Below are 19,051 nucleotides of genomic sequence, written 5' to 3'. Positions count from 1 at the left end.
CGTCTCCTTGCCGTTACCTGGTTGGGTTACTTGCTACACGGGGGCTGGAAGGTCGCCCAGGGACCTTTCGGCTTGTTATCCGAGCCGAACTCGACGAGAGACAGGCCGCACGGCCCGTCCGCGCCCAGGTGCTTGTCCGCGCCGAAGCTCAGCGTGAAGCTGGCCTGACCGAACGTGGACGGGTACTTCTTGATGTTCTGGATGGCCTCGTTGAGCTTCTTCGAGTCGTCGACCCCGCCGGCCTTCTCGATGGCGTGCTTGAGCAGATGCACGGCGTCCCACGCCTGCGCGTCGTACGCGGTGATGTCGTAGTCCTTGCCGTTCTTCTCGTGCAGCAGCTTGACCAGTTCCTGCGTGCGCGGGTTCTCGGTGTTGATGGAGCCCATGAAGATGAGCCCGTTGAGCGCGCCGGGGGCGGCGAGCTTCCACGACGCGGGCTGGTTGCCGATGGACGCGAGCGAGAACCGCTTGGTGCCGGCCATCTGGCTGCCGAGCGTGTTGTGGGCCAGGACCTCGAACGCGCCGCCGACGCTGGTCACGAGCACCGCGTCCGGCTTGGCGTTCTTGAGCCGCGCGACCTGGGCGGACAGGTCGCTGGCGTTGCTCGCGCCCTTCTCGGTCGCCACGAACTCCACGCAGCTCATGCCGGCGAACAGGGCCTTGTTCAGGCCGGCGATGGTCGTGGTGTCGTCGGTGAGCACGCCGAGCTTGCTGATGCCGGCCGCCTTGAACGCGCCGCAGTACACGTCGGCCCAGTCCGTGGTGGTGTTGGCCAGCATGTAGATGAGCTCGTTGTCCGGCGGCTGGACCAGCGTGGCGATCACGCCGGTGGGGGCGATGGCGGGCAGGCCGAGCTGCGTGAGCGTCGACTTCGCCTGCATGATGGCGGCGGTGCCGCTCTGCAGGAGCAGCACCTTCGCGCCCTGGCTGGAGAGCTTCTGCAGCACGGCCGGCACCTTGGTCGGGTCGGACTCGTCGTTCTCGACGACCAGCTGCAGCGGCCGGCCGAGGACGCCACCCTTGTTGTTGATGTCCTGGACGGCCAGGCGGATCGTCTTGCCGGCGATGGTGCTGTAGGACGCGCCGGGGCCGGTGCTGTCCTCGTCCAGGCCGATGATGATGGGTGCGCCGGTGGCCGTGCCGTTGTTCGGCTTCTCCTCAGCCGCCTTGCCGCCGCAGCCGGCCAGCGCGAGCGCCGTGAGCGCCAGACAGCCGACGACACGACGATACCTCGTCGTTGAAACGCCCATGTGTACCCCTGTCCGGAATTATACGAATCGTCAGGTTTTGGGGATGATTGACCGCTCGCTTCAAAACCTAACAAGCGCTTGGTTTCACCATCTTGGCGACGGCCGACGAGTGTGTCAAGGACCACTACAGACACCTGGACGTAACAGAACGTCAACGATCATGCCCCCTGAGCTGGGGCGCCACGAAGCGGCCCCGCCTGGGGAAGTCCGGCCTGCTAGCCGGTCTCCTTGTTACCGGGCAACTTGTTACCGCGCTACCGGGTGAGCGCTACCGTTCGAAGCGACGGCCAGAACGGAGGGACCGGGTGCGGGACACGGCCAGCATCCTGCACGTGGACCTCGACGCGATGTTCGCCAGCGTCGAGCAGCGCGACAAGCCGTCACTGCGCGGCCGGCCGGTCGTCGTGGGCGGCACCGGCGGCCGCGGCGTCGTGGCCACCGCCTCCTACGAGGCCCGCGCCTACGGGGCCCGCTCCGCAATGCCGGTCGCCGAGGCCCGGCGCCGGTGCCCGCCCGGCACCGCGTTCCTCGCCCCGCGCTTCGCCGCCTACCGCACCACCAGCCGCGTCGTCATGGACCTGCTCGCCGAACTGTCCCCGCTCGTCGAGGCCGTCTCCATCGACGAGGCGTATGTCGACCTGGCCGCCGGCGACCACGACCTCACGCTCGTCGGCGTCACGGCCCTCGCCACCCGGCTGAAGGCCGCCATCGCGACCGCCACCGGCGGCGTCACCGGCTCGGTGGGGGCCGGCACCTCCAAACTCATCGCCAAGATCGGTTCGGACCTGCACAAGCCCGACGGGCTGACGGTCGTCGCGCCCGGCGCCGAGCGCGACCTGCTGGGCCCGCTGCCGGTGACCCGGCTCTCCGGCGTCGGCCCGGCCACCGCGGAGCGCCTGCGCCGCAGCGGCGTGCACACGATCGCCGACCTCGCCGCCGTCGGCCGCGACGACCTGGTGGACCGGTTCGGCCAGGCCCACGGCGCCGGCCTGTTCCGGCTGGCGCACGCCGACGACGACCGGCCCGTCGTCGCCGAGCGGGAGACCAAGTCGGTCTCGGCGGAGGAGACCTTCGCCGCCGACATCGCCGACCGCACCCGGCTCGCCGCCGAGCTGGGGCTGCTCGCCACCCAGGTCGGCGGCCGGCTGCGCGCCGCCGGGCTGTCCGGCCGCACCATCACGCTCAAGGCGCGCTACTTCGACTTCACCACCATCACCAGGTCCACCACCCGCGCCCAGCCCACCGACGACGCGCAGGGCATCCTGCAGGCCGCCCGGCGCCTGCTGGCCGACATCGACGTCACCGGCGGGCTGCGCCTGCTCGGCGTCGGCGTCTCGGGCCTGTCCGAGTTCGCCCAGGACGACCTGCTCTCCCTGCTCGAGCCCCCGGCACCCCAGCCGTCGGCTTCCCCCGCGGCGGACCCGCCAGCATTCGGCACACCAGACGGGCCGCCCGGGACGCAGCAGCCCGGCCCGGCCGGTCCGCCGGGGTGGCGCACCGGCGCGGACGTGCGCCACGACGAGTACGGGCCGGGCTGGGTCTGGGGCAGCGGGCTCGGCCGCGTCACGGTCCGCTTCGAGGGCCCGAGCACGGGCCCCGGCCCGGTGCGCACGTTCGCCGCCGGCGACCCCCGGCTACACCCCGCCGACCCACCGGGCTGGACCTGACGCGCCCGGTCCCCGCGGGAGCGCGCCGCGTACAGCGGCGGCCCGGGGGTAGTCAACTGGGTCATGCCGGGTGCCGCGCCTGTTCCCAACCGATGGTCGGTGCTGTCGAACACCACGCTCGGCATGCTGCTGGCCACGGTGAACAGCTCCATCATGATCATCTCGCTGCCGGCGGTCTTCACCGGCATCCACCTCGACCCGCTCGCGCCCGGCAACGTGAGCTACCTGCTGTGGATGCTGATGGGCTACCTGCTCGTCACGGCGGTACTGGTGGTCAGCCTCGGGCGGCTCGGCGACATGTACGGGCGGGTGCGCATCTTCCGCGCCGGCTTCGTCGTGTTCACCGCCGCCTCGGTCGCGCTGGCGCTCACCCCGGCGGGCGGGCGCGCGGGCGCGTTGTGGCTGATCGGCTGGCGCCTGGTGCAGGGCGTCGGCGGCGCGATGCTGATGGCCAACTCCACCGCGATCATCACCGACGCGTTCCCGCCGCGGCAGCGCGGCACCGCGCTCGGCGTCAACCAGGTCGCCGGCCTCGCGGGCAGCTTCATCGGGCTCGTCCTGGGCGGGCTGCTCTCGGCGTGGCACTGGCAGGCGATCTTCTGGGTCAGTGTGCTGGTCGGCACGGCCGGCGCGCTCTGGGCGTACCGCAACCTACGCGCCACCGCACCGCCGCCGCACGACGTGCGGGTCGACTGGCTCGGCAACGTGACCCTGGCGACCGGCCTGACCCTGCTGCTGGCGGCGATGACGTACGGCATCCAGCCGTACGGCGGGCACACCGAGGGCTGGACCAACCCGCTCGTGTTCGGCGGCCTGGCCGCCGGTTGCGCGCTGCTGGTCGCCTTCTGCGTGATCGAGACCCGGGTGCCGCAGCCGATGTTCGACCTGCGGCTGTTCCGCATCCAGGCGTTCTGGGCCGGCAACGCCGCCGCACTGCTCAACGCGATCGCCAGGGGCGGGCTGCAGTTCATGCTGATCATCTGGCTGCAGGGCATCTGGCTGCCCCTGCACGGCTACGACTTCGCCGAGACCCCGCTATGGGCCGGCATCTACCTGCTGCCGCTCACGATCGGCTTCATCGCGGCGGGCCCGGTCTCCGGCCACCTGTCCGACCGGTACGGCGCCAAGCTCTTCGCCACCGGCGGCCTGGTCCTCATGGCCCTGACCTTCATCGGCCTGCTGCTGATCCCGGTCGACTTCCACTACCCGGCGTTCGCGGCCCTGCTGCTGCTCAACGGGGTGGGCTCGGGGCTGTTCTCCGCCCCGAACACCACCGCGGTGATGAACGCGGTGCCGGCGGCGCAGCGCGGCGTCGCGTCCGGCATCCGGGCCACCTTCCAAAACGCCGGCATGGTGCTGTCCATCGGGCTGTTCTTCTCGCTGCTCATCGCCGGGCTGTCCGACTCGCTGCCGGCCACGCTGCACGGCGCCCTGGCCGCCGAGGGCGTCCCAGGGCCGGCGATCGACCGGGTCACGGCCGTGCCGCCGGTGGGCATGATGTTCGCCGCGTTCCTCGGGTACAACCCGCTCACCGCCCTGCTGAACGCCGCCGGCGTGCTGCATTCCCTGCCCGCCGCCACGGTGGCGACGCTGGCTGCCCGTACCTACCTGCCCGGGGTGCTGGCCGGCCCGTTCCACCAGGGGCTCGTCGTGGTCTTCGTGCTCGCCGCCGCCCTGTCCGTCGCCGCAGCGGTGGTCTCCCTGCTGCGCGGCGGTGCGTACATCCACGACGAGCTGACTGACGAGCACGTCCACGACGAGCAGGTCTGCCTGGACTGCGACTGCACCTGACCGGCCCTCACAAGGAGGACGCGGTGCCTACTTTCGCGCACCTGCACGTCGCCTCGGGGTACTCGCTGCGCTACGGCGCCGCTCTCCCCGGGCGCCTGGCGGAGCGCGCCGCCGAACGGGGCATCACCGCGCTGGCGCTGACCGACCGGGATACCCTGGCCGGCAGCATCCGCTTCGCCAAGGCCTGCGCCGCCGCCGGGGTACGCCCGCTGTTCGGCGCCGACCTCGCCCATGCCCCGTGCGCCGTGCCGCACCGCCGGCCCGGCACCTGGCACACGGCACGCGAGCGGGCGATCGCCGCCGAACGCGCCCCCCGCGTGGTCTTGCTCGCCGAGAACCGCGCCGCCTGGGCCGCGCTGTGCCACCTGATCAGCGCCGCCCACGCCCATCCCGGCGCGGCGCCCCGGCTCGCCTGGGCCGACCTTGAACGCCACGCCGCCGGCCTGACCGCCCTCCTCGGCCCCGCCTCTGAACCCATCCGGGCACTCGGCGCCGGCGACCCCGGCCGGGCGGTGGCGCTGCTGGCACCCTGGCGCGAGATCTTCGGCCCCCGTCTGCGCCTCGAAGTGGCCTACTACGACCCGCACGGCACCGGGCCGGGCTCACTGCCCCTGGCCGCCCGCACCCTCAACCTGGCCGCCGCGGAGGGCATCGAGGCGGTCCTGGCCGGCGCCGTCCGCTACGCCGATCCCGGCCAGGCCCCCCTCGCCGACGTCCTGGACTCCGCCCGCCGCCTGACCCGCATCGACCCTCAGCACACCGACCGCGGCGAGCGCTGGCTCAAACCGCCCTCCGCCATGGCCGCCACCGCCGAGCACATCGCCCGCGCCGCCGGCCAGGACGCCTCGGGCATGCTGGCCGCCACCGCCCGCTGCGCCGACCGGCTGCGCCTGGACCCCGAAGGCGACCTGGGCCTCGGCCAGGTCCACTTCCCCGAGCCGGAGCTGGTCGGGGCGAGCCCGAGCACCGCGGCCCGGCTGCTGGCGGCCCGCTGCCAGGCGGCCATGGCCGCCCGCGGCTACGACCACGACCCGGCCATGCTGCGGCGCCTGGAAGAGGAACTCGCCGTCATCGAGGCCCTCGGCTACCCCGCCTACTTCCTGACTGTCGCCCAGATCGTGGACGACACCCGGCGCCTGGGCATCCGGGTCGCCGCCCGCGGCTCCGCCGCCGGATCGCTGGTCGTCCACCTGCTCGGCATCGCCACCGCCAACCCCGTCCAGCACGACCTGCTCATGGAGCGCTTCCTCTCCCCGCGCCGCACCGCCCTGCCCGACATCGACATCGACGTCGAGTCCGCCCGCCGCCTGGAGGTCTACCGCGCCATCTTCGACCGCTTCGGCCCCGAGCGGGTGGCCACCGTCGCCATGCCTGAGACGTACCGCATCCGCTACGCCATCCGCGACACCGCCGCCGCGCTCGGCTTCACCCCGGCCGAAACCGGCGACCTGGCGAAGGCCTTCCCGCACATCCGCGCCAGGGATGCCCGCACCGCCCTCGCCGAACTGCCCGAACTGCGCGCCGTCGCCGCCCGCTACGCCGGCTGCACCAGGCTTTGGGACCTTGTCGAGGCACTGGACGCGCTCCCTCGTTCGATCGCCATGCATCCCTGCGGGGTGCTGCTGTCCGACCGGACACTCATGGACCGCACCCCGGTGGTGCCCAGCAGTGGCGAGCACCTGGCGATGTCGCAGTTCGACAAGGACGACGTCGAGGACCTCGGTCTGCTCAAGCTCGACGTCCTGGGCGTGCGGATGCAGTCCGCCATGGCTCACGCCGTCGCCGAGGTCCACCGCACCAGCGGCCGGGTCGTCGACCTCGACGACCCGCGCCAGGTCGCGCCCGAGGACCCCGCCGCCCTCGAACTGATCCGCTCCACCCACACCGTGGGCTGCTTCCAGCTGGAAAGTCCCGGCCAGCGTGACCTCATCGGCCGGCTCCAGCCGACCACCATGCACGACCTCGTGGTCGACATCTCGCTGTTCCGGCCCGGCCCGGTCGCCGCCGACATGGTCCGCCCGTTCATCGCCGCCCGCCACGGTCTCCGACGCCCCCACTACCCCCACCCGGACCTCGTGCCCGTCCTGAGGGAGACCTACGGCGTCGTCGTCTGGCACGAACAGGTCGTCCGGATCATCGCCCAGCTGACCGGCTGCGACCGGGCCACGGCCGACGAAGCCCGCCGTGCCCTTTCCGGCACCGCCGGCCAGCCGCAGGTGCGCCAGTGGTTCAGCGCGCAGGCCCGCACCCGCGGCTACCGGCCCGCGGTCATCGAGCGGACCTGGCGAATCCTTGAGGCGTTCGGCGCCTACGGCTTCTGCAAGGCCCACGCCGTCGCCTTCGCCGTCCCCACGTACCAGTCCGCCTGGCTCAAGGCCCACCACCCCGCCGCGTTCTACGCCGGCGTCCTCACCCACGACCCCGGCATGTACCCTAAACGGCTGCTGCTGGCCGACGCCCGGCGCCACGGCGTCACGATCCTGCCCTTGGACGTCAACCGCTCCGGCGCCGACTACCGCATCGAACCCCTCGACCGGGGGTACGGCCTCAGGCTCGCCCTCTCGGACCTCTACGGCATCCACGCCGCCGAGATCGCCCGGATCACCGCCGGCCGGCCCTACGCCTCACTGACCGACCTGTGGCAGCGTGCCCGCCCGAGCCGACCGACCGTCGAACGCCTCGCCCGGCTCGGGGCCCTGGACCCGCTCGCCCCGGGACTCACCCGCCGCGACATACTCCAGCGCATCGCGCAGCTCCACGACCGCCCGCGAGTCCACGCCGCCCAGCTCACCGTTCCCGGCACCGACGTCCGCCCGAACACCGTCAGCTCGCTGCCCGACCTGACCGACCGCGAGAAGCTCCATGCCGAGCTCCGCCTCCTGCGCATGGACACGTCCCGCCACGTCATGAGCGAGTACCGCCCATTGTTGGACGAACTGCGTGCCGTGCCCGCCAGCCGCCTCACCGACCAGGCGGACGGCGCGGCCGTCCTCGTCGCCGGCGCGAAGGCGGCCATCCAGACCCCGCCCATCCGCTCCGGACGCCGCGTCATCTTCACCACCCTCGATGACGAGACCGGGCTCGTCGACCTCGCCTTCTTCGACGACACCCACGCCACCTGCGCCCACACGCTCTTGCACTCCGGGCTGCTCGTGGCCCGCGGCACCCTCCAGCGACGCGGGCCGGGCAGCCTCACCGTGGTGGGCACCCACGCGTGGGACCTGACCGCCGTCCACGCCGCCTGCCGGACCCTCGGCCCCGGCGCCGTCCGTCAACTGCTCGCGGCCACGCCCACCCGCGACGGCCGCGCACCGGCAGCGCCGGTGACAGCCGGGCACGCCCCACAGCTGTCCCCCGGCCTGCAGCCGGGCCGGGCCGCCGACCTCCGCGCGCTGCACGCACGGTGATCCGTCAGCCGCCGGCCACTTCCACCAGGGACGGGTCGCTACGGCTTCCGGCCGACCGCCCCGTATACCGCGACGTCGGCGGCGGTGGGACGGGGCGCCGGCTCCGACTCGGCGCGCCATTCGCTGACCGCGACGATGCCCGGCTCCACGAGGTCGAGTCCGCCGAACAGCTCGGCGAACTCGGCGCGGTCGCGTGGCCACGCGTCGGTGCGGCCGCTGGCGATCATCGCGTCGTAGGCGGCTGCGATGTGCGGGGGTGAGAAGTCCTTGGTGGCATTGCTGGCGACGAGGTAACTGCCGGAGGGCAGCGCCTCAAGGAGTTGCCGGACGATCGGTGCGGCCGCGCCGTGGCCGTGAACGAAGTGCAGCACCGCGATGAGCATGAGCCCGACCGGCTGCGACAGGTCGAGCGTGTCACGCAACTCCGGGTGGGCGAGAATCTTGCCGGGCTCGCGGAGGTCGGCTTCGAGGTAGGCCGTCTTGCCCTGCGGGCTGCTGGTGAGCAGGGCGCGGGCGTGGACCATGACCATCGGGTCGTTGTCGACATAGACGACCCGGGACTCGGGTGCGATGGCCTGGGCGACCTCGTGGGTGTTGTCGGCGGTGGGCAGGCCGGTGCCGATGTCCAGGAACTGCCGGATGCCCGCCTCGCGGGCCAGGAATCCGGTCGCCCGCTGCAGGAACCGCCGGTTTTCCACGGCCATGGTGCGGACCGTCGGGAATACCTTCGCGATTTCGTCGCCGGATGCGCGGTCGACGGCGAAGTTGTCCTTGCCGCCGAGCCAGTAGTTATACCGGCGGGCCGGCTGTGGGACGGATGTGTCGATCACGCTGTGTGACGCGTCGTGACCTGCTGCTTGCTCGACCACGGGTGACCTCATCCGTCAGTTTTTCATTGTCCGGTGCCATTGTCCGGCTCTCGCGTCGGCGTGCCGGACTTCGATGTCAGCCTAGCGGGTGCCCGTCACGACGCGCATACCCGTCGCCGGCGCGGCGGGACCGCCCGGCGCTCCCGCGTTGCCCGCTGAACAACCCGCCTACCGCGGAAATCGGCAGCCCGCTGTCGGTGCGATCAGGCGAAACGGCTGGCCTTACCAAGATCGTCAGTGGGCTAAGCTGGCGCCATGTCGATTCGAGTCGCCGTCCTTGACGATTACCAGAGCGTCGCCCAGTCAGTTGCCGATTGGACGCCCCTGAACGACCGTGCCGAGGTCACATTCTTCAGCGACCACGTCGCCGACCCGGCTGACCTGGTGCGCCGCCTGGAGCCGTTCGAGGTGGTCGTGGCGATGCGCGAGCGGACGCCCTTCCCGGCGGCGATCCTCGACAGGCTGCCCAATCTGGCACTCTTGATCACCACCGGTGCGTTCAACGCGGCAATCGACGTCCCGGCCGCACATGCCCGTGGGGTTGTCGTATGCGGCACCGGATCCGTACCGCACACCACGGCCGAGCTGACCTGGGCCCTCATCCTGGCAGTCACCCGCCGGGTACCCGCGGAGGATGCCGCGCTGCGCGCCGGGCAGTGGCAGACCACCATCGGTCCCGAGCTGGCCGGGTCAACGCTTGGCGTCATCGGGCTGGGCAACATCGGCAAGCGGATGGCCCGCTACGCGCAGGCCTTCGACATGAACGTCGTCGCCTGGAGCGAGAATCTCACCGACGAGCGCGCCGCCGCGGCGGGCGTCGAGCGTGTCAGCAAGCAGGAACTGTTCGAGCGGGCCGATGTGGCGAGCGTCCATCTCAAGCTGAGCGAACGCACGACCAACCTGGTCGGGCGAGCGGAACTGGAGCTGCTGGGCCCGCGCGGCTACCTGGTGAACACCTCGCGCGGGCCGATCGTAGACGAGTATGCCCTGGCCGCGGCCCTATCGGAGAGAGTCATCGCCGGTGCGGCCCTCGACGTGTTCTCCGTCGAGCCGTTGCCGGCGGACCACCCGCTGCGGGTCGCGCCGAACACCGTCCTGACGCCGCACATCGGCTATGTCTCGGTGCCGATGTACGAGCGGTTCTACGGGGACGCGGTGGAGAACATCGTGTCGTGGTTGCAGGGCGCCCCGGTTCGGGTGATCCCGGCCGAGTAGCAGGTAGCCACAGGCCGACGCCTCGATCGCGGGCCGACCAGACCGCGCTGTTCCGCCAGCGGTGAACACCGGCCCGACCAGGCTCGACGATCGCTACAGTTCAATCTCATGGCGACTGTTACCACCCGCACGGTCGAGTATCCTGCCGACGGCCTGACGATGATCGGGCACCTCGCGCTCCCGGCCGGTGTCGACCGCCGGCCCGCGGTCCTGGTCGGGCCCGAGGGGCCGGGGCTGAACGACTTCCAGCGCAGTCGAGTCGACACCCTGGCTGAGCTGGGATACGTGGCGCTGGCCTTCGACATCAACGGCGGGCGCTGGTTCACCGACCCGGAGGAGATGCTGGCGCACGTGACCCCCCTGCTCGCCGACCCCGACCGGATGCGGGGCATCGGCCACGCGGCGCTCGACGTGCTGCGCGCCGAACCACGAACCGACCCCGACCGGATCGCCGCCGTCGGCTACGGCACCGGGGGCGCGATCGCGCTGGAACTCGGGCGCGACGGCGTCGACCTGCGCGCGATCGCGACAGTCAACGCCCTGACCACCGGCCGACCGGGCGAGGCGGCGCGCATCCGCTGCCCGGTATGGGCCGGGGTCGGGTCCGAAGACCCGATCATGCCGCCCTCGCAACGGGACGCGTTCACCGCCGAGATGCAGGCCGCGGGCGTCGACTGGCGCCTCGTGGTCTACGGCGGCGCCTTGCACGCCTTCCACCACCCGCCGGTCGAGCAGACCGTGCTCCCCGGCGTCGGCTACCACCCACGGCACGCGCAGCGAGCTTGGCGCGACGTCGTCGGCCTGCTCGCCGAGTGCCTACCCGTGACGGAGTGATCCGCAAAACGATCTCGGCATCACCACCGGCGGCCGGCAGCGGCCACAGCGCAGGTAGCAGGGTGACCAGCCGCTGCCCTGCCGTCGCCGGCAACGCCCGGACGTGCGGCTTTCGGTGTCCCTGACGGGCCGCAGGGTGACCGTGAACCGCCGGCGTGTGGCCACCGCCGCACGGGCAATCCAGGACAAAGTGGATAAGATCGTACTATGCGTTCGGACTTCCTGCTGCGAATGGTGCGTCCGACGCCCCCACCGATTGGCGTGGGGATCGCGGTCGCCGTCCTCCTGGTCGCGGTGGAGACCCTGCTGCTCCTTCCGCTCGAGCCACTCACGAATCCGTCGTCCCTGCCCATGATCTACCTGCTCGGCGTCGTCGTGGTATCGATGATGTGGGGACTGCCGCTGGGATTCGCCACCTCGCTGATAAGTCTCCTGGCGTTCGATTTCTTCTATGTACCACCCACTCTGGGACTCAGCATCGCCAATACCCGGGACTGGGTCACGCTCGCCGTCTTCACCGGAGTCGCCTTGACGACCAGCGCCTTGGCCGACGTGTCCCGATTCCGGGCCGAGCAGGCCCAGGAATCCGACCTCACCGCCGAAATGGCCGGCCTGCTGCTCAACACGGACGACGTTGCCGCAGCGCTGCCCGCGGCCGCACAGCAGATCGCGCACGCGCTCGATCTGCCCGGCGTGGCGATCAAGCTCGAAGCCATCCCCGGCAACGGGCAGCATTCGGTATTTCCGCTACGCGACGGCGCGACTTCGCTCGGGACGTTGCAGGCCCCTGCCGAAATGCCCAAGGCGTCGCTGCGGCGCTTGCAGGAAAAGGTCATTCCGTCGCTCGAGTCGCTGCTGCGCACCACCCGCGAGCGCGCGGCCATGCTCGACTCCCTCAACACAGGACGCGAAGAGCTACGGCTGCTCGCCGATCAGCAGACCGCGTTGCGGCGGGTGGCGACCCTGGTCGCGCGTGGCGTCAGCCTGACCGAGGTCTTCGCCGCGGTTACGGCAGAGGTCAGCCAGCTTCTGGACGCGCGCTACACGACGCTGTTGCGCTACGGGCCCGACTCCACGGTCACGATCGTCTCGACCAACCAGCCCGCGCTGCTGTCACTGGTCCACAGCCACTGGCAGGCCAATGACGGCAGCATCGCAGGACTGGTCCGCCGAACCGGTAGCGCCGCCCGGATGGACGACGAAGACACTGCCAGCCCCAGCGCCGACAGCCGTGAACCGGGCATCCATGCGGCGCTCGGCCTGCCGATCCTCGTCGAGGACCGGCTGTGGGGCGTGGTCACCGTCTCGTCGATGCGTACCGAACCCCTGCCAGCCGACGCGGAGGAACGCATCAAGGGCTTCACGGACCTTGCCGCCACCGCCATCGCGAACGCCGATAAGCGCGCCGAACTCATCGCGTCCCGCGCTCGTATCGTCGTCGCCGCCGACGCGGCACGCCGGCGCATCGAACGCGATCTGCACGATGGCGCGCAGCAACGGCTCGTCTCCATCGGGCTTGAGTTGCGTGCGGCCGAGACTTCCATGACGCTAGAGCAGATCAAGGCACAGGTGTCGGATGTGGCGACAGATCTCAAGGGCGTGCTGGAGAATCTCCGGGAAATCTCGCGAGGCATTCACCCCGCGGTTCTGGCCGAAGGTGGACTGGGGCCGGCGCTCAGGTCGCTCGCTCGCCGTTGCGCGGTCCCGGTGGAGCTTGACATGCATCTCGATCAACGGTTGCCGTCGGGCATCGAGGTGGCTTCCTATTACGTCGTGTCGGAGTCGCTGACGAACGTGGTGAAGCACGCACACGCCTCCCATGTGCGCGTCGTCGCAAAGCTACAAGGCGATTCGCTTCGGCTCTCGATCCGCGACGACGGGGCCGGCGGAGCCGACCCTGACAAGGGATCCGGGCTCATGGGCCTGATCGACCGGGTGGTGGCACTCGGCGGGCAGATGACGATCACGAGTCCCGCGGAGGGCGGGACCTCCTTGTCGGCCACCATTCCGATCGGACGCGCCGACCCGCCCACTCCCCCTGCCCCGGTCAACGCTGAACGGCGGACAAGGCTGCCAGGCGGCCGTTAGTCATGCTTTCGCCGCGTCAGGCCGCGGCGCCGAACCACTTGGGCAGCTGGCTGAGCAGATCCTGCTGATCTTCACCGGCCCACGCCACGTGGCCGTCCGGCCGCAGCAGCACGGCGGGCACGTCCAGTTCCTCGCTGACGTCGACGACGTGGTCGACCCGATCCGCCCAGCCCGCCACCGAAAGCCGGCCGGTCTGGTCGAGCAGCAGTCCGCGGCCGCCGTGCGTCAGCTCGTAGAGGCGGCCCCGTTTCAGCCGCACGTCCCGCATCCGCCGGCCGAGCAGATCGTGGCCCTCGCCGAAGTCGTAGCGAACCCCGATCGCGGTGAGCTTCTCGATCAGGTATCGGTTCACGTCCTCGAAGTCCATCAGTTCCGACAACAACCGGCGCACTGACCGGGGTCCCGGCTCGGTGGACAGCAGTTCCATCTGCGCACGGGTGTTGTTCAGCACGTCGGCGGCGACCGGATGCCGTTCGGCGTGGTAGCTGTCCAGCAGCCCTTCCGGTGCCCAGCCGCCCACCTCGGCGGCCAGTTTCCAGCCGAGGTTGAACGCGTCCTGAATGCCGAGGTTGAGGCCCTGCCCGCCGGTCGGCGGGTGGATGTGCGCCGCGTCGCCGGCCAGCAGCACCCGGCCGGTCCGATACTGCTCGGCCTGCCGGGTAGCGTCGCCGAAGCGGGAGAGCCAGCGCGGCGAGTGCACGCCGAAGTCGGTCCCGGCGAACACCCGCAGCTGCTGCTTGAACTCCTCCAGCGTCGGCGGGGCCGAGCGGTCCTCGGCCACCCCGTCGGCGGGCACGAGGACGCGGTACACCCCGTCCTCCCCAAGGGGCCCGAGGCCGAACCGTTTCTGGGTCTTGCGGACCTCGGCCACCACGGCGGCCACCGTCTCCGGTGGCGCAGCCACCTCCATCTCGCCCAGCAGCGTCTCGACTCGGGAGGGCTCGCCAGGGAAGCCGACGCCGAGCAGCTTGCGCACCGTGCTGCGGCCGCCGTCGCAGCCGACGAGGTAGCGCGAGCGCAGCCGCGTGCCGTCGGCGAGCTCGGCGGTCACCCCGTGTTCGTCCTGGCTCAGCCGGACCAGTTCGCAGCCGCGCCGGATCTCGGCGCCGAGCTCGGTGGCGCGCTCGGCCAGCAGGCGATCGGTGGTGGGCTGCGGGATGCCGAGGACGTAGGCATGCGCGGTGTTCAGCCGGTCGGGTGCGGGCTTGTCGATGCCCGCGAAGAAGCCGCCGATCGGGTACTGCCGGCCATGCGCGAGGAACCGCTCAAGCAGTCCGCGCTGGTCCATGACCTCGATGCTGCGCACGTGCAAGCCGAGCGAGCGGACATATCTGGTCGGCTCCGCCTCCTTCTCCACCACGAGTGCGTGCACACCGTGCAGCCGCAACTCACTGGCCAGCATCAAGCCCGTCGGTCCACCGCCGGCAATGATCACGTCAACCATGAACAGCCCCCCATTGAGCCCGTCGCGACGAATTCTGCGGCACGAGCCGGGTCTTGCCGCAAGCCCCCTGGTGCGCTATATGTTAGGAGTGGCAAGGAGTTCTTGCCTTTCTTGTCCGTTGTGGACGGACACACTCCTCCCGAAGTGACGCGCCACAACCGCGGAACGAGTCATGGCCACGATCCGCAACGCGGCCATCGGTGCTCCACGCCTCGCCGACGTCACCATCAGCAATCGGCATCATCCAGCGACATCGCTCACGTCGGCACCCGCTTCGTCCCCGATGGCCGACGTCAAGGCGGTTTCAGGAGAGCGTCTCGCGGAGGATGCGAACAGCTCGTGGACCGACTCCGTGCATCGCCAGGAGGTCGGCATCGGTAAGGGCAGCCACCTGGGCAAGCGTGGTGATGCCGGCGCCGGTGAGCGCCCGGGTCGCGGGCCCTCCGATGGCCTTGGGCAGGTCGCCGACCTCACCGGGTGCCGCGGTGTCCCCCGCGGCTACGCGCGCGGCAAGCTGCTTCGGCGCCCGCGACAGCCAGGCGCGACGCACCCAACGGTTGAGCTGTTGACCGTTGATATCTCCGATCGCGACACGTACGCCGACCGGTGTCGCACCGCGGACCAGCCGCTGCGCGGTCGGATGCGCGGCAAGGAGCTCCTCAACGTCCGGCATGGGGAGCCGGAGTTCCACCAGGCGGTCCTTGTCCACCGAGGCGAATCGCCTGTCGCGCACCGTGAAAGCGACGGCTCCTGAGCCGAGGACCTCCTCAGCGGTCTCGGGATAGGACAGGGCAGCCTTGCGAAGCTGAGTGAGCGTCGTCATGGATCAAGCGTAAGTTGAGCCGCTCACCTCGTTCGGGTCAACAGCCGGCAACATCAAGCGATATTTCATCTATGAAGTTGAATCAAGGTAGACCTCTACGTCGTAGAGCAGCCGGACGGGATCGCCGTTCGTGACACCGACGAAGACGGGGTCTCCGGCCGGGGTGCGACCGTGGCGCCAGACCTGCTCTCGGGCGGCGTCGCGGGAGTCGCGGTGAATCTTGCCCGCTCGATGCAGCTCCAGGACCCGGCGGGCGGTGGTCCGGTCGCTGTCCAGCTGAATCCGCATCAACGGCATGTGCCGGCCCCCTTGATACGACCCTAACGATGAGCAGGTAACTTATCAGCGTTAACTTCATTGCCCACTGTACTAGAGTGTGGTGGTGATGACGGCAGAGTTCGACCACCCGTCGCGTGAAGAGCGAGCTGCCCGCCGCAGCCGCGACGCCGGTTCGGTATGGCTGCAGGAGGAGTCAGCCCGTTCCCGCCGGACGCCGCCACTGTCTCGCGAGCGGATCGTCGCCGCCGCCGTCGAGCTGCTCGACGAGCACGGTCTCGACGGACTGACGATGCGCCGCCTCGCCCAGCGTCTCGATGTCACTTCGACAGCGCTGTACTGGCATGTCAGGACGAAAGACGACGTTCTCGACCTCGCCGTCGACCGGATCTTCGGGGACGTGCGCCTTCCGGACGCGTCCGGCAACTGGCGTGACGATGTCCGCGTGCTCATCCGGGGCTGGCGCGAAGCCATGCTGCACCATCCGTGGGCCCCGGGCCTGATCGGGCGCCCGCTGCTGGGACCGAACGTCCTGGAGCGCACCGAGTTCCTGCAAGCCGCACTGGTACGCGGCGGCATCCGCGGGGTCCAGCTGACGGTGACCACACACCTGCTGGCCAACTACGTGATCGGGGCCGCGCTGACCGAGGCCACCTGGCGGCGGACAACGGACCCGCAGGAGCGAGCGGAGGCCCGGCGGCGCATCACCGGCAACCGCGATGCCTATCCGACCCTCAACACGTCCGGACACCTTGACGGTACGCAATGGAGTGACGACGACGTGTTCGAACGTGGTCTGGAGGTCATCCTCGCGACCGCGTGACCATAGCCGGTCTCGGTCCACAGCACGCCGCCGTCGATCACGATACGCACCACGGTGCCGTCGGCCCAGTCCCCCACGACCCGGACGGCGACCCTGCCGGGCCTGCCCTGCAGGACCTTGCCGGTGCCGTCGGTCTGCCACAGGCGCGGCTGGGCGGCGTTGCCGAAGCCGCCGACGATCCGCCCGTCCGCGTCGGTCTGGCGATGATGCACCGCCTATGCCTTTGGCACCTTACGTGGTAACGTGCCCGAAATTTCTCCGGGAGCGCTCCCATAGCTGCCGCACCCCCGCACGAAGGAGCACCGTGGCACGTCTTTCCCATTGCCTGGCGGCCGCCGGCCTGCTGTTCGCGACCTCGGCCGCCGCCGTGGCCGCCAGCGGCCCCGCGTACGCCGGCACCCGCGCCTGCGACAAGGTCGACACGACGAGCATCCAGGACGCCTACGTGGTCATGAACAACGTCTGGGGTGCCGACACCGCGCAATGCCTCGACGTCACGGACAGTGGGTTCACGGTCACGGCCGACCACAGCAAGCGCACCGACGGCGCGCCGGCCTCGTACCCGGCGGTCTACTTCGGCTGCCACTACAACACCTGCTCCAACGGCACCAACCTGCCCATACGGGTCGGCGAGATCAGCAGCGCGACGAGCAGCGTCACGTACTCGTACCCGAACAGCGGTATCTACGACGCCGCCTACGACATCTGGCTGGACCCGAGCCCCAGGGAAGACGGGGTGAACCAGCAGGAGCTCATGATCTGGTTCAACCGGCAGGGCCAGGTCCAGCCCGTCGGAACCCGGACCGGCAGCGTGACCATCGGCGGCCGCACCTGGGAGGTCTGGACCGGGAACAACGGATCCAACGACGTCGTCTCATACGTCGCGCCGTCCCCGATCACCACCTGGAACTTCAGCGTCCTGGACTTCATCACCGACATCCAGAAGCGCAGCAGTGTCACCGACGCGTGGTACCTGACCAGCATCCAGGCCGGGTTCGAGCCATGGGTGGGCGGAACCGGCCTCGCCCTCACGTCGTTCGCCGCCAGCGTCAACGGCATCAGCGGCGGTGCGACGTCAGCCGCGCCGGGCGGATGCCAAGTGACGTACACACCGAACAGCTGGAACAACGGATTCACCAGTACCGTATCCATCACCAACACGTCGAAGACCGCCGTACACGGCTGGAAGCTCACGTTCCCGTTCTCTGGAAACCAGCGGATCACGAAGGCCTGGACCGCGGACGTGTCCCAGGACGGCACCGTGGTGAGCGCCGCCAATACGCGGTACAACGGATCGATCCCGGCGAACGGCAGCGTCTCGTTCGTGGTGCAGGGCGCCTACAGCGGCACCAACGCGTCTCCGACGGCCTTCAAACTCAACGGCACCGCCTGCACCACGGGCTGAACCCGGTTCCCCGTCGCCGGGCCGCCAGCTGGTCAGTGCACCGCGACGGCCCGGACCGGGAACGACCCCATCGCCCGCACCGGTGCGGGCAGCGCGGTCAGCCGGCTTCCGGCGTCGGGAACGGCGTCAAGGTTGGTCAGGTTCTCGATGATCGGGATGTCGGCGCCGAGCAGCCGGGCGTGGGCGGTCCGGGCCGGGTCGTCCGGGTCGTCGATGCGGACCGAGTCGATGCCGACAAGCGCGGCGTTGGCGTCGACGAGCGCGTCCACGGCGCCGGCGCTGAGGTGCGGGCAGTCCAGGTTGAGGTAACGGGGCGTTCCCCAGTGGCGCGCCCAGCCGGTGTGCACCAGGACGGCCCGCCCCCACAGCCGCTGCGGGTCACCGAGGTCGAGCGCGGTCACGGCGTCCCGGCCAGAGGCCCGCACAACGGCGATCGGGACGCCGACCAGGCGTTCGAGCGGCAGGCGGGCCAGATCGGCGCGGTCCTCGTAGTAGTGGTACGGCGCGTCGAGGTACGTGCCGGTGTTGCCCACCAAGGTCAGCGACTCGATCTCGAACGACACACCTGCCCCCCGCCCGCGGGACGGCGACCGTCAGGTGCGGACTCGGCACATCCGCGCGGGTGAGCATCCCGGCAACGATCTCGTGCGAGAGGTCCACGACCACACGTCGCAGCATACGGAGCACGGCATCCAGCCGTACCGGATTCGCATGCTCCAACGCCGAGTTGGGCCTGACGGCCGGAGGGAGCACTCGCGGTAATCCTTGATCGCCGCCGTCGAACGAGCGAAGGCAAGGCGTCACGGTGAGCGGTGGCGCCCGATCGTCGGCGCCGGGGCCTTCAAGCCAGTCGCGTCGTTGGCGCAGATTCCGACCGCCATGCGGCGCAGAATGTGGTCATGTGAGTGTGTGCTGCGCCTGGGCTGCTGCTGGCGGAGGAATCGGGGCACGGCGATTTGGTGGTACGGTGCTCACCGTTACGGGCGAGACGCGTCGGGCGACGCGGGCCTGGTGTGCAATGTGCCGGACGGGGCGGCGAGTGACGTGTTCGTTGTTTTCTCCGTTGGGGGTGGCTGAACCAAAGTGAACGAAATCCGGACTGTTGATCTATAGACCTCCAGGTCAACAAGTGTGCTCCCCGCGCACGCGGGGATGGTCC

Annotated in this window: 14 protein-coding genes; 8 read left to right on the top strand and 6 right to left on the bottom strand. The window is 70.4% G+C overall.

From position 1 onward, the window contains the following. Positions 1-26: 26 nt before the first annotated feature. On the bottom strand, positions 27-1,250 hold the full coding sequence (locus AB0367_RS17610) for an ABC transporter substrate-binding protein (RefSeq protein WP_366227370.1): 1,224 nt from the start codon (positions 1,248-1,250) through the stop codon (positions 27-29). 305 nt (positions 1,251-1,555) lie between these two features. On the opposite strand from AB0367_RS17610, the gene AB0367_RS17605 reads away from it, so the two are divergent. The 3 genes from AB0367_RS17605 (at position 1,556) to dnaE (ending at position 8,115) form a co-directional block, all read left to right on the top strand. Further along, a complete protein-coding gene (locus AB0367_RS17605; RefSeq protein WP_366227369.1) occupies positions 1,556-2,917 on the top strand; it encodes a DNA polymerase IV in 1,362 nt (453 codons plus the stop codon). 99 nt (positions 2,918-3,016) lie between these two features. Then, a complete protein-coding gene (locus AB0367_RS17600) occupies positions 3,017-4,708 on the top strand; it encodes an MFS transporter (protein WP_366227368.1) in 1,692 nt (563 codons plus the stop codon). 23 nt (positions 4,709-4,731) lie between these two features. Continuing rightward, positions 4,732-8,115 carry a DNA polymerase III subunit alpha gene (gene dnaE, locus AB0367_RS17595; RefSeq protein ID WP_366227367.1) on the top strand — a complete coding sequence of 1,128 codons (3,384 nt, stop codon included), beginning with the start codon at positions 4,732-4,734 and terminating at the stop codon, positions 8,113-8,115. Between the two features lie 38 nt (positions 8,116-8,153). On the opposite strand, the gene AB0367_RS17590 is transcribed toward dnaE, so the two are convergent. Further along, positions 8,154-8,996: an SAM-dependent methyltransferase gene (locus AB0367_RS17590; RefSeq protein WP_366227366.1), complete on the bottom strand. Its 843-nt coding sequence runs from the start codon at positions 8,994-8,996 to the stop codon at positions 8,154-8,156. Between the two features lie 243 nt (positions 8,997-9,239). Here AB0367_RS17590 and AB0367_RS17585 point away from each other — a divergent pair, with 243 nt between their 5' ends. The 3 genes from AB0367_RS17585 (at position 9,240) to AB0367_RS17575 (ending at position 13,121) form a co-directional block, all read left to right on the top strand. Next, complete coding sequence (locus AB0367_RS17585; protein ID WP_366227365.1) at positions 9,240-10,199, top strand: D-2-hydroxyacid dehydrogenase family protein; 960 nt, start codon at positions 9,240-9,242, stop codon at positions 10,197-10,199. Positions 10,200-10,307: 108 nt separating this feature from the next. Further along, positions 10,308-11,033, top strand: a complete 726-nt coding sequence (locus AB0367_RS17580; RefSeq protein WP_366227364.1) for a dienelactone hydrolase family protein — start codon at positions 10,308-10,310, stop codon at positions 11,031-11,033. A gap of 207 nt (positions 11,034-11,240) precedes the next feature. Then, complete coding sequence (locus tag AB0367_RS17575) at positions 11,241-13,121, top strand: DUF4118 domain-containing protein (protein WP_366227363.1); 1,881 nt, start codon at positions 11,241-11,243, stop codon at positions 13,119-13,121. A gap of 16 nt (positions 13,122-13,137) precedes the next feature. On the opposite strand, the gene rox is transcribed toward AB0367_RS17575, so the two are convergent. From rox to AB0367_RS17560, 3 genes are all read right to left on the bottom strand, one after another. After that, a complete protein-coding gene (gene rox / locus AB0367_RS17570; protein WP_366227362.1) occupies positions 13,138-14,565 on the bottom strand; it encodes a rifampin monooxygenase in 1,428 nt (475 codons plus the stop codon). A 304-nt stretch (positions 14,566-14,869) separates the two neighbouring features. Then, positions 14,870-15,388, bottom strand: a complete 519-nt coding sequence (locus AB0367_RS17565; RefSeq protein WP_366227361.1) for a hypothetical protein — start codon at positions 15,386-15,388, stop codon at positions 14,870-14,872. Positions 15,389-15,457: 69 nt separating this feature from the next. Continuing rightward, a complete protein-coding gene (locus tag AB0367_RS17560; RefSeq protein WP_366227360.1) occupies positions 15,458-15,685 on the bottom strand; it encodes a hypothetical protein in 228 nt (75 codons plus the stop codon). A gap of 88 nt (positions 15,686-15,773) precedes the next feature. Between AB0367_RS17560 and AB0367_RS17555 the strand changes: the two genes are divergently transcribed. Next, entirely contained in the window at positions 15,774-16,487 is a 714-nt protein-coding gene (locus AB0367_RS17555; protein WP_366227559.1) for a TetR/AcrR family transcriptional regulator C-terminal domain-containing protein, read from the top strand. A gap of 304 nt (positions 16,488-16,791) precedes the next feature. Continuing rightward, complete coding sequence (locus AB0367_RS17550; protein WP_366227359.1) at positions 16,792-17,892, top strand: cellulose binding domain-containing protein; 1,101 nt, start codon at positions 16,792-16,794, stop codon at positions 17,890-17,892. Between the two features lie 32 nt (positions 17,893-17,924). Here the strand turns inward: AB0367_RS17550 and AB0367_RS17545 are convergent, their stop codons facing one another. Then, on the bottom strand, positions 17,925-18,455 hold the full coding sequence (locus tag AB0367_RS17545; protein ID WP_366227358.1) for a cyclase family protein: 531 nt from the start codon (positions 18,453-18,455) through the stop codon (positions 17,925-17,927). Positions 18,456-19,051: the final 596 nt, after the last annotated feature.

This window comes from Dactylosporangium sp. NPDC051484 (genome assembly GCF_040689395.1).
Taxonomy (GTDB): Bacteria; Actinomycetota; Actinomycetes; order Mycobacteriales; family Micromonosporaceae; genus Dactylosporangium.
Note: the sequence above shows the minus strand (reverse complement) of the source record. Positions and strands in the feature narration are given on the sequence as shown.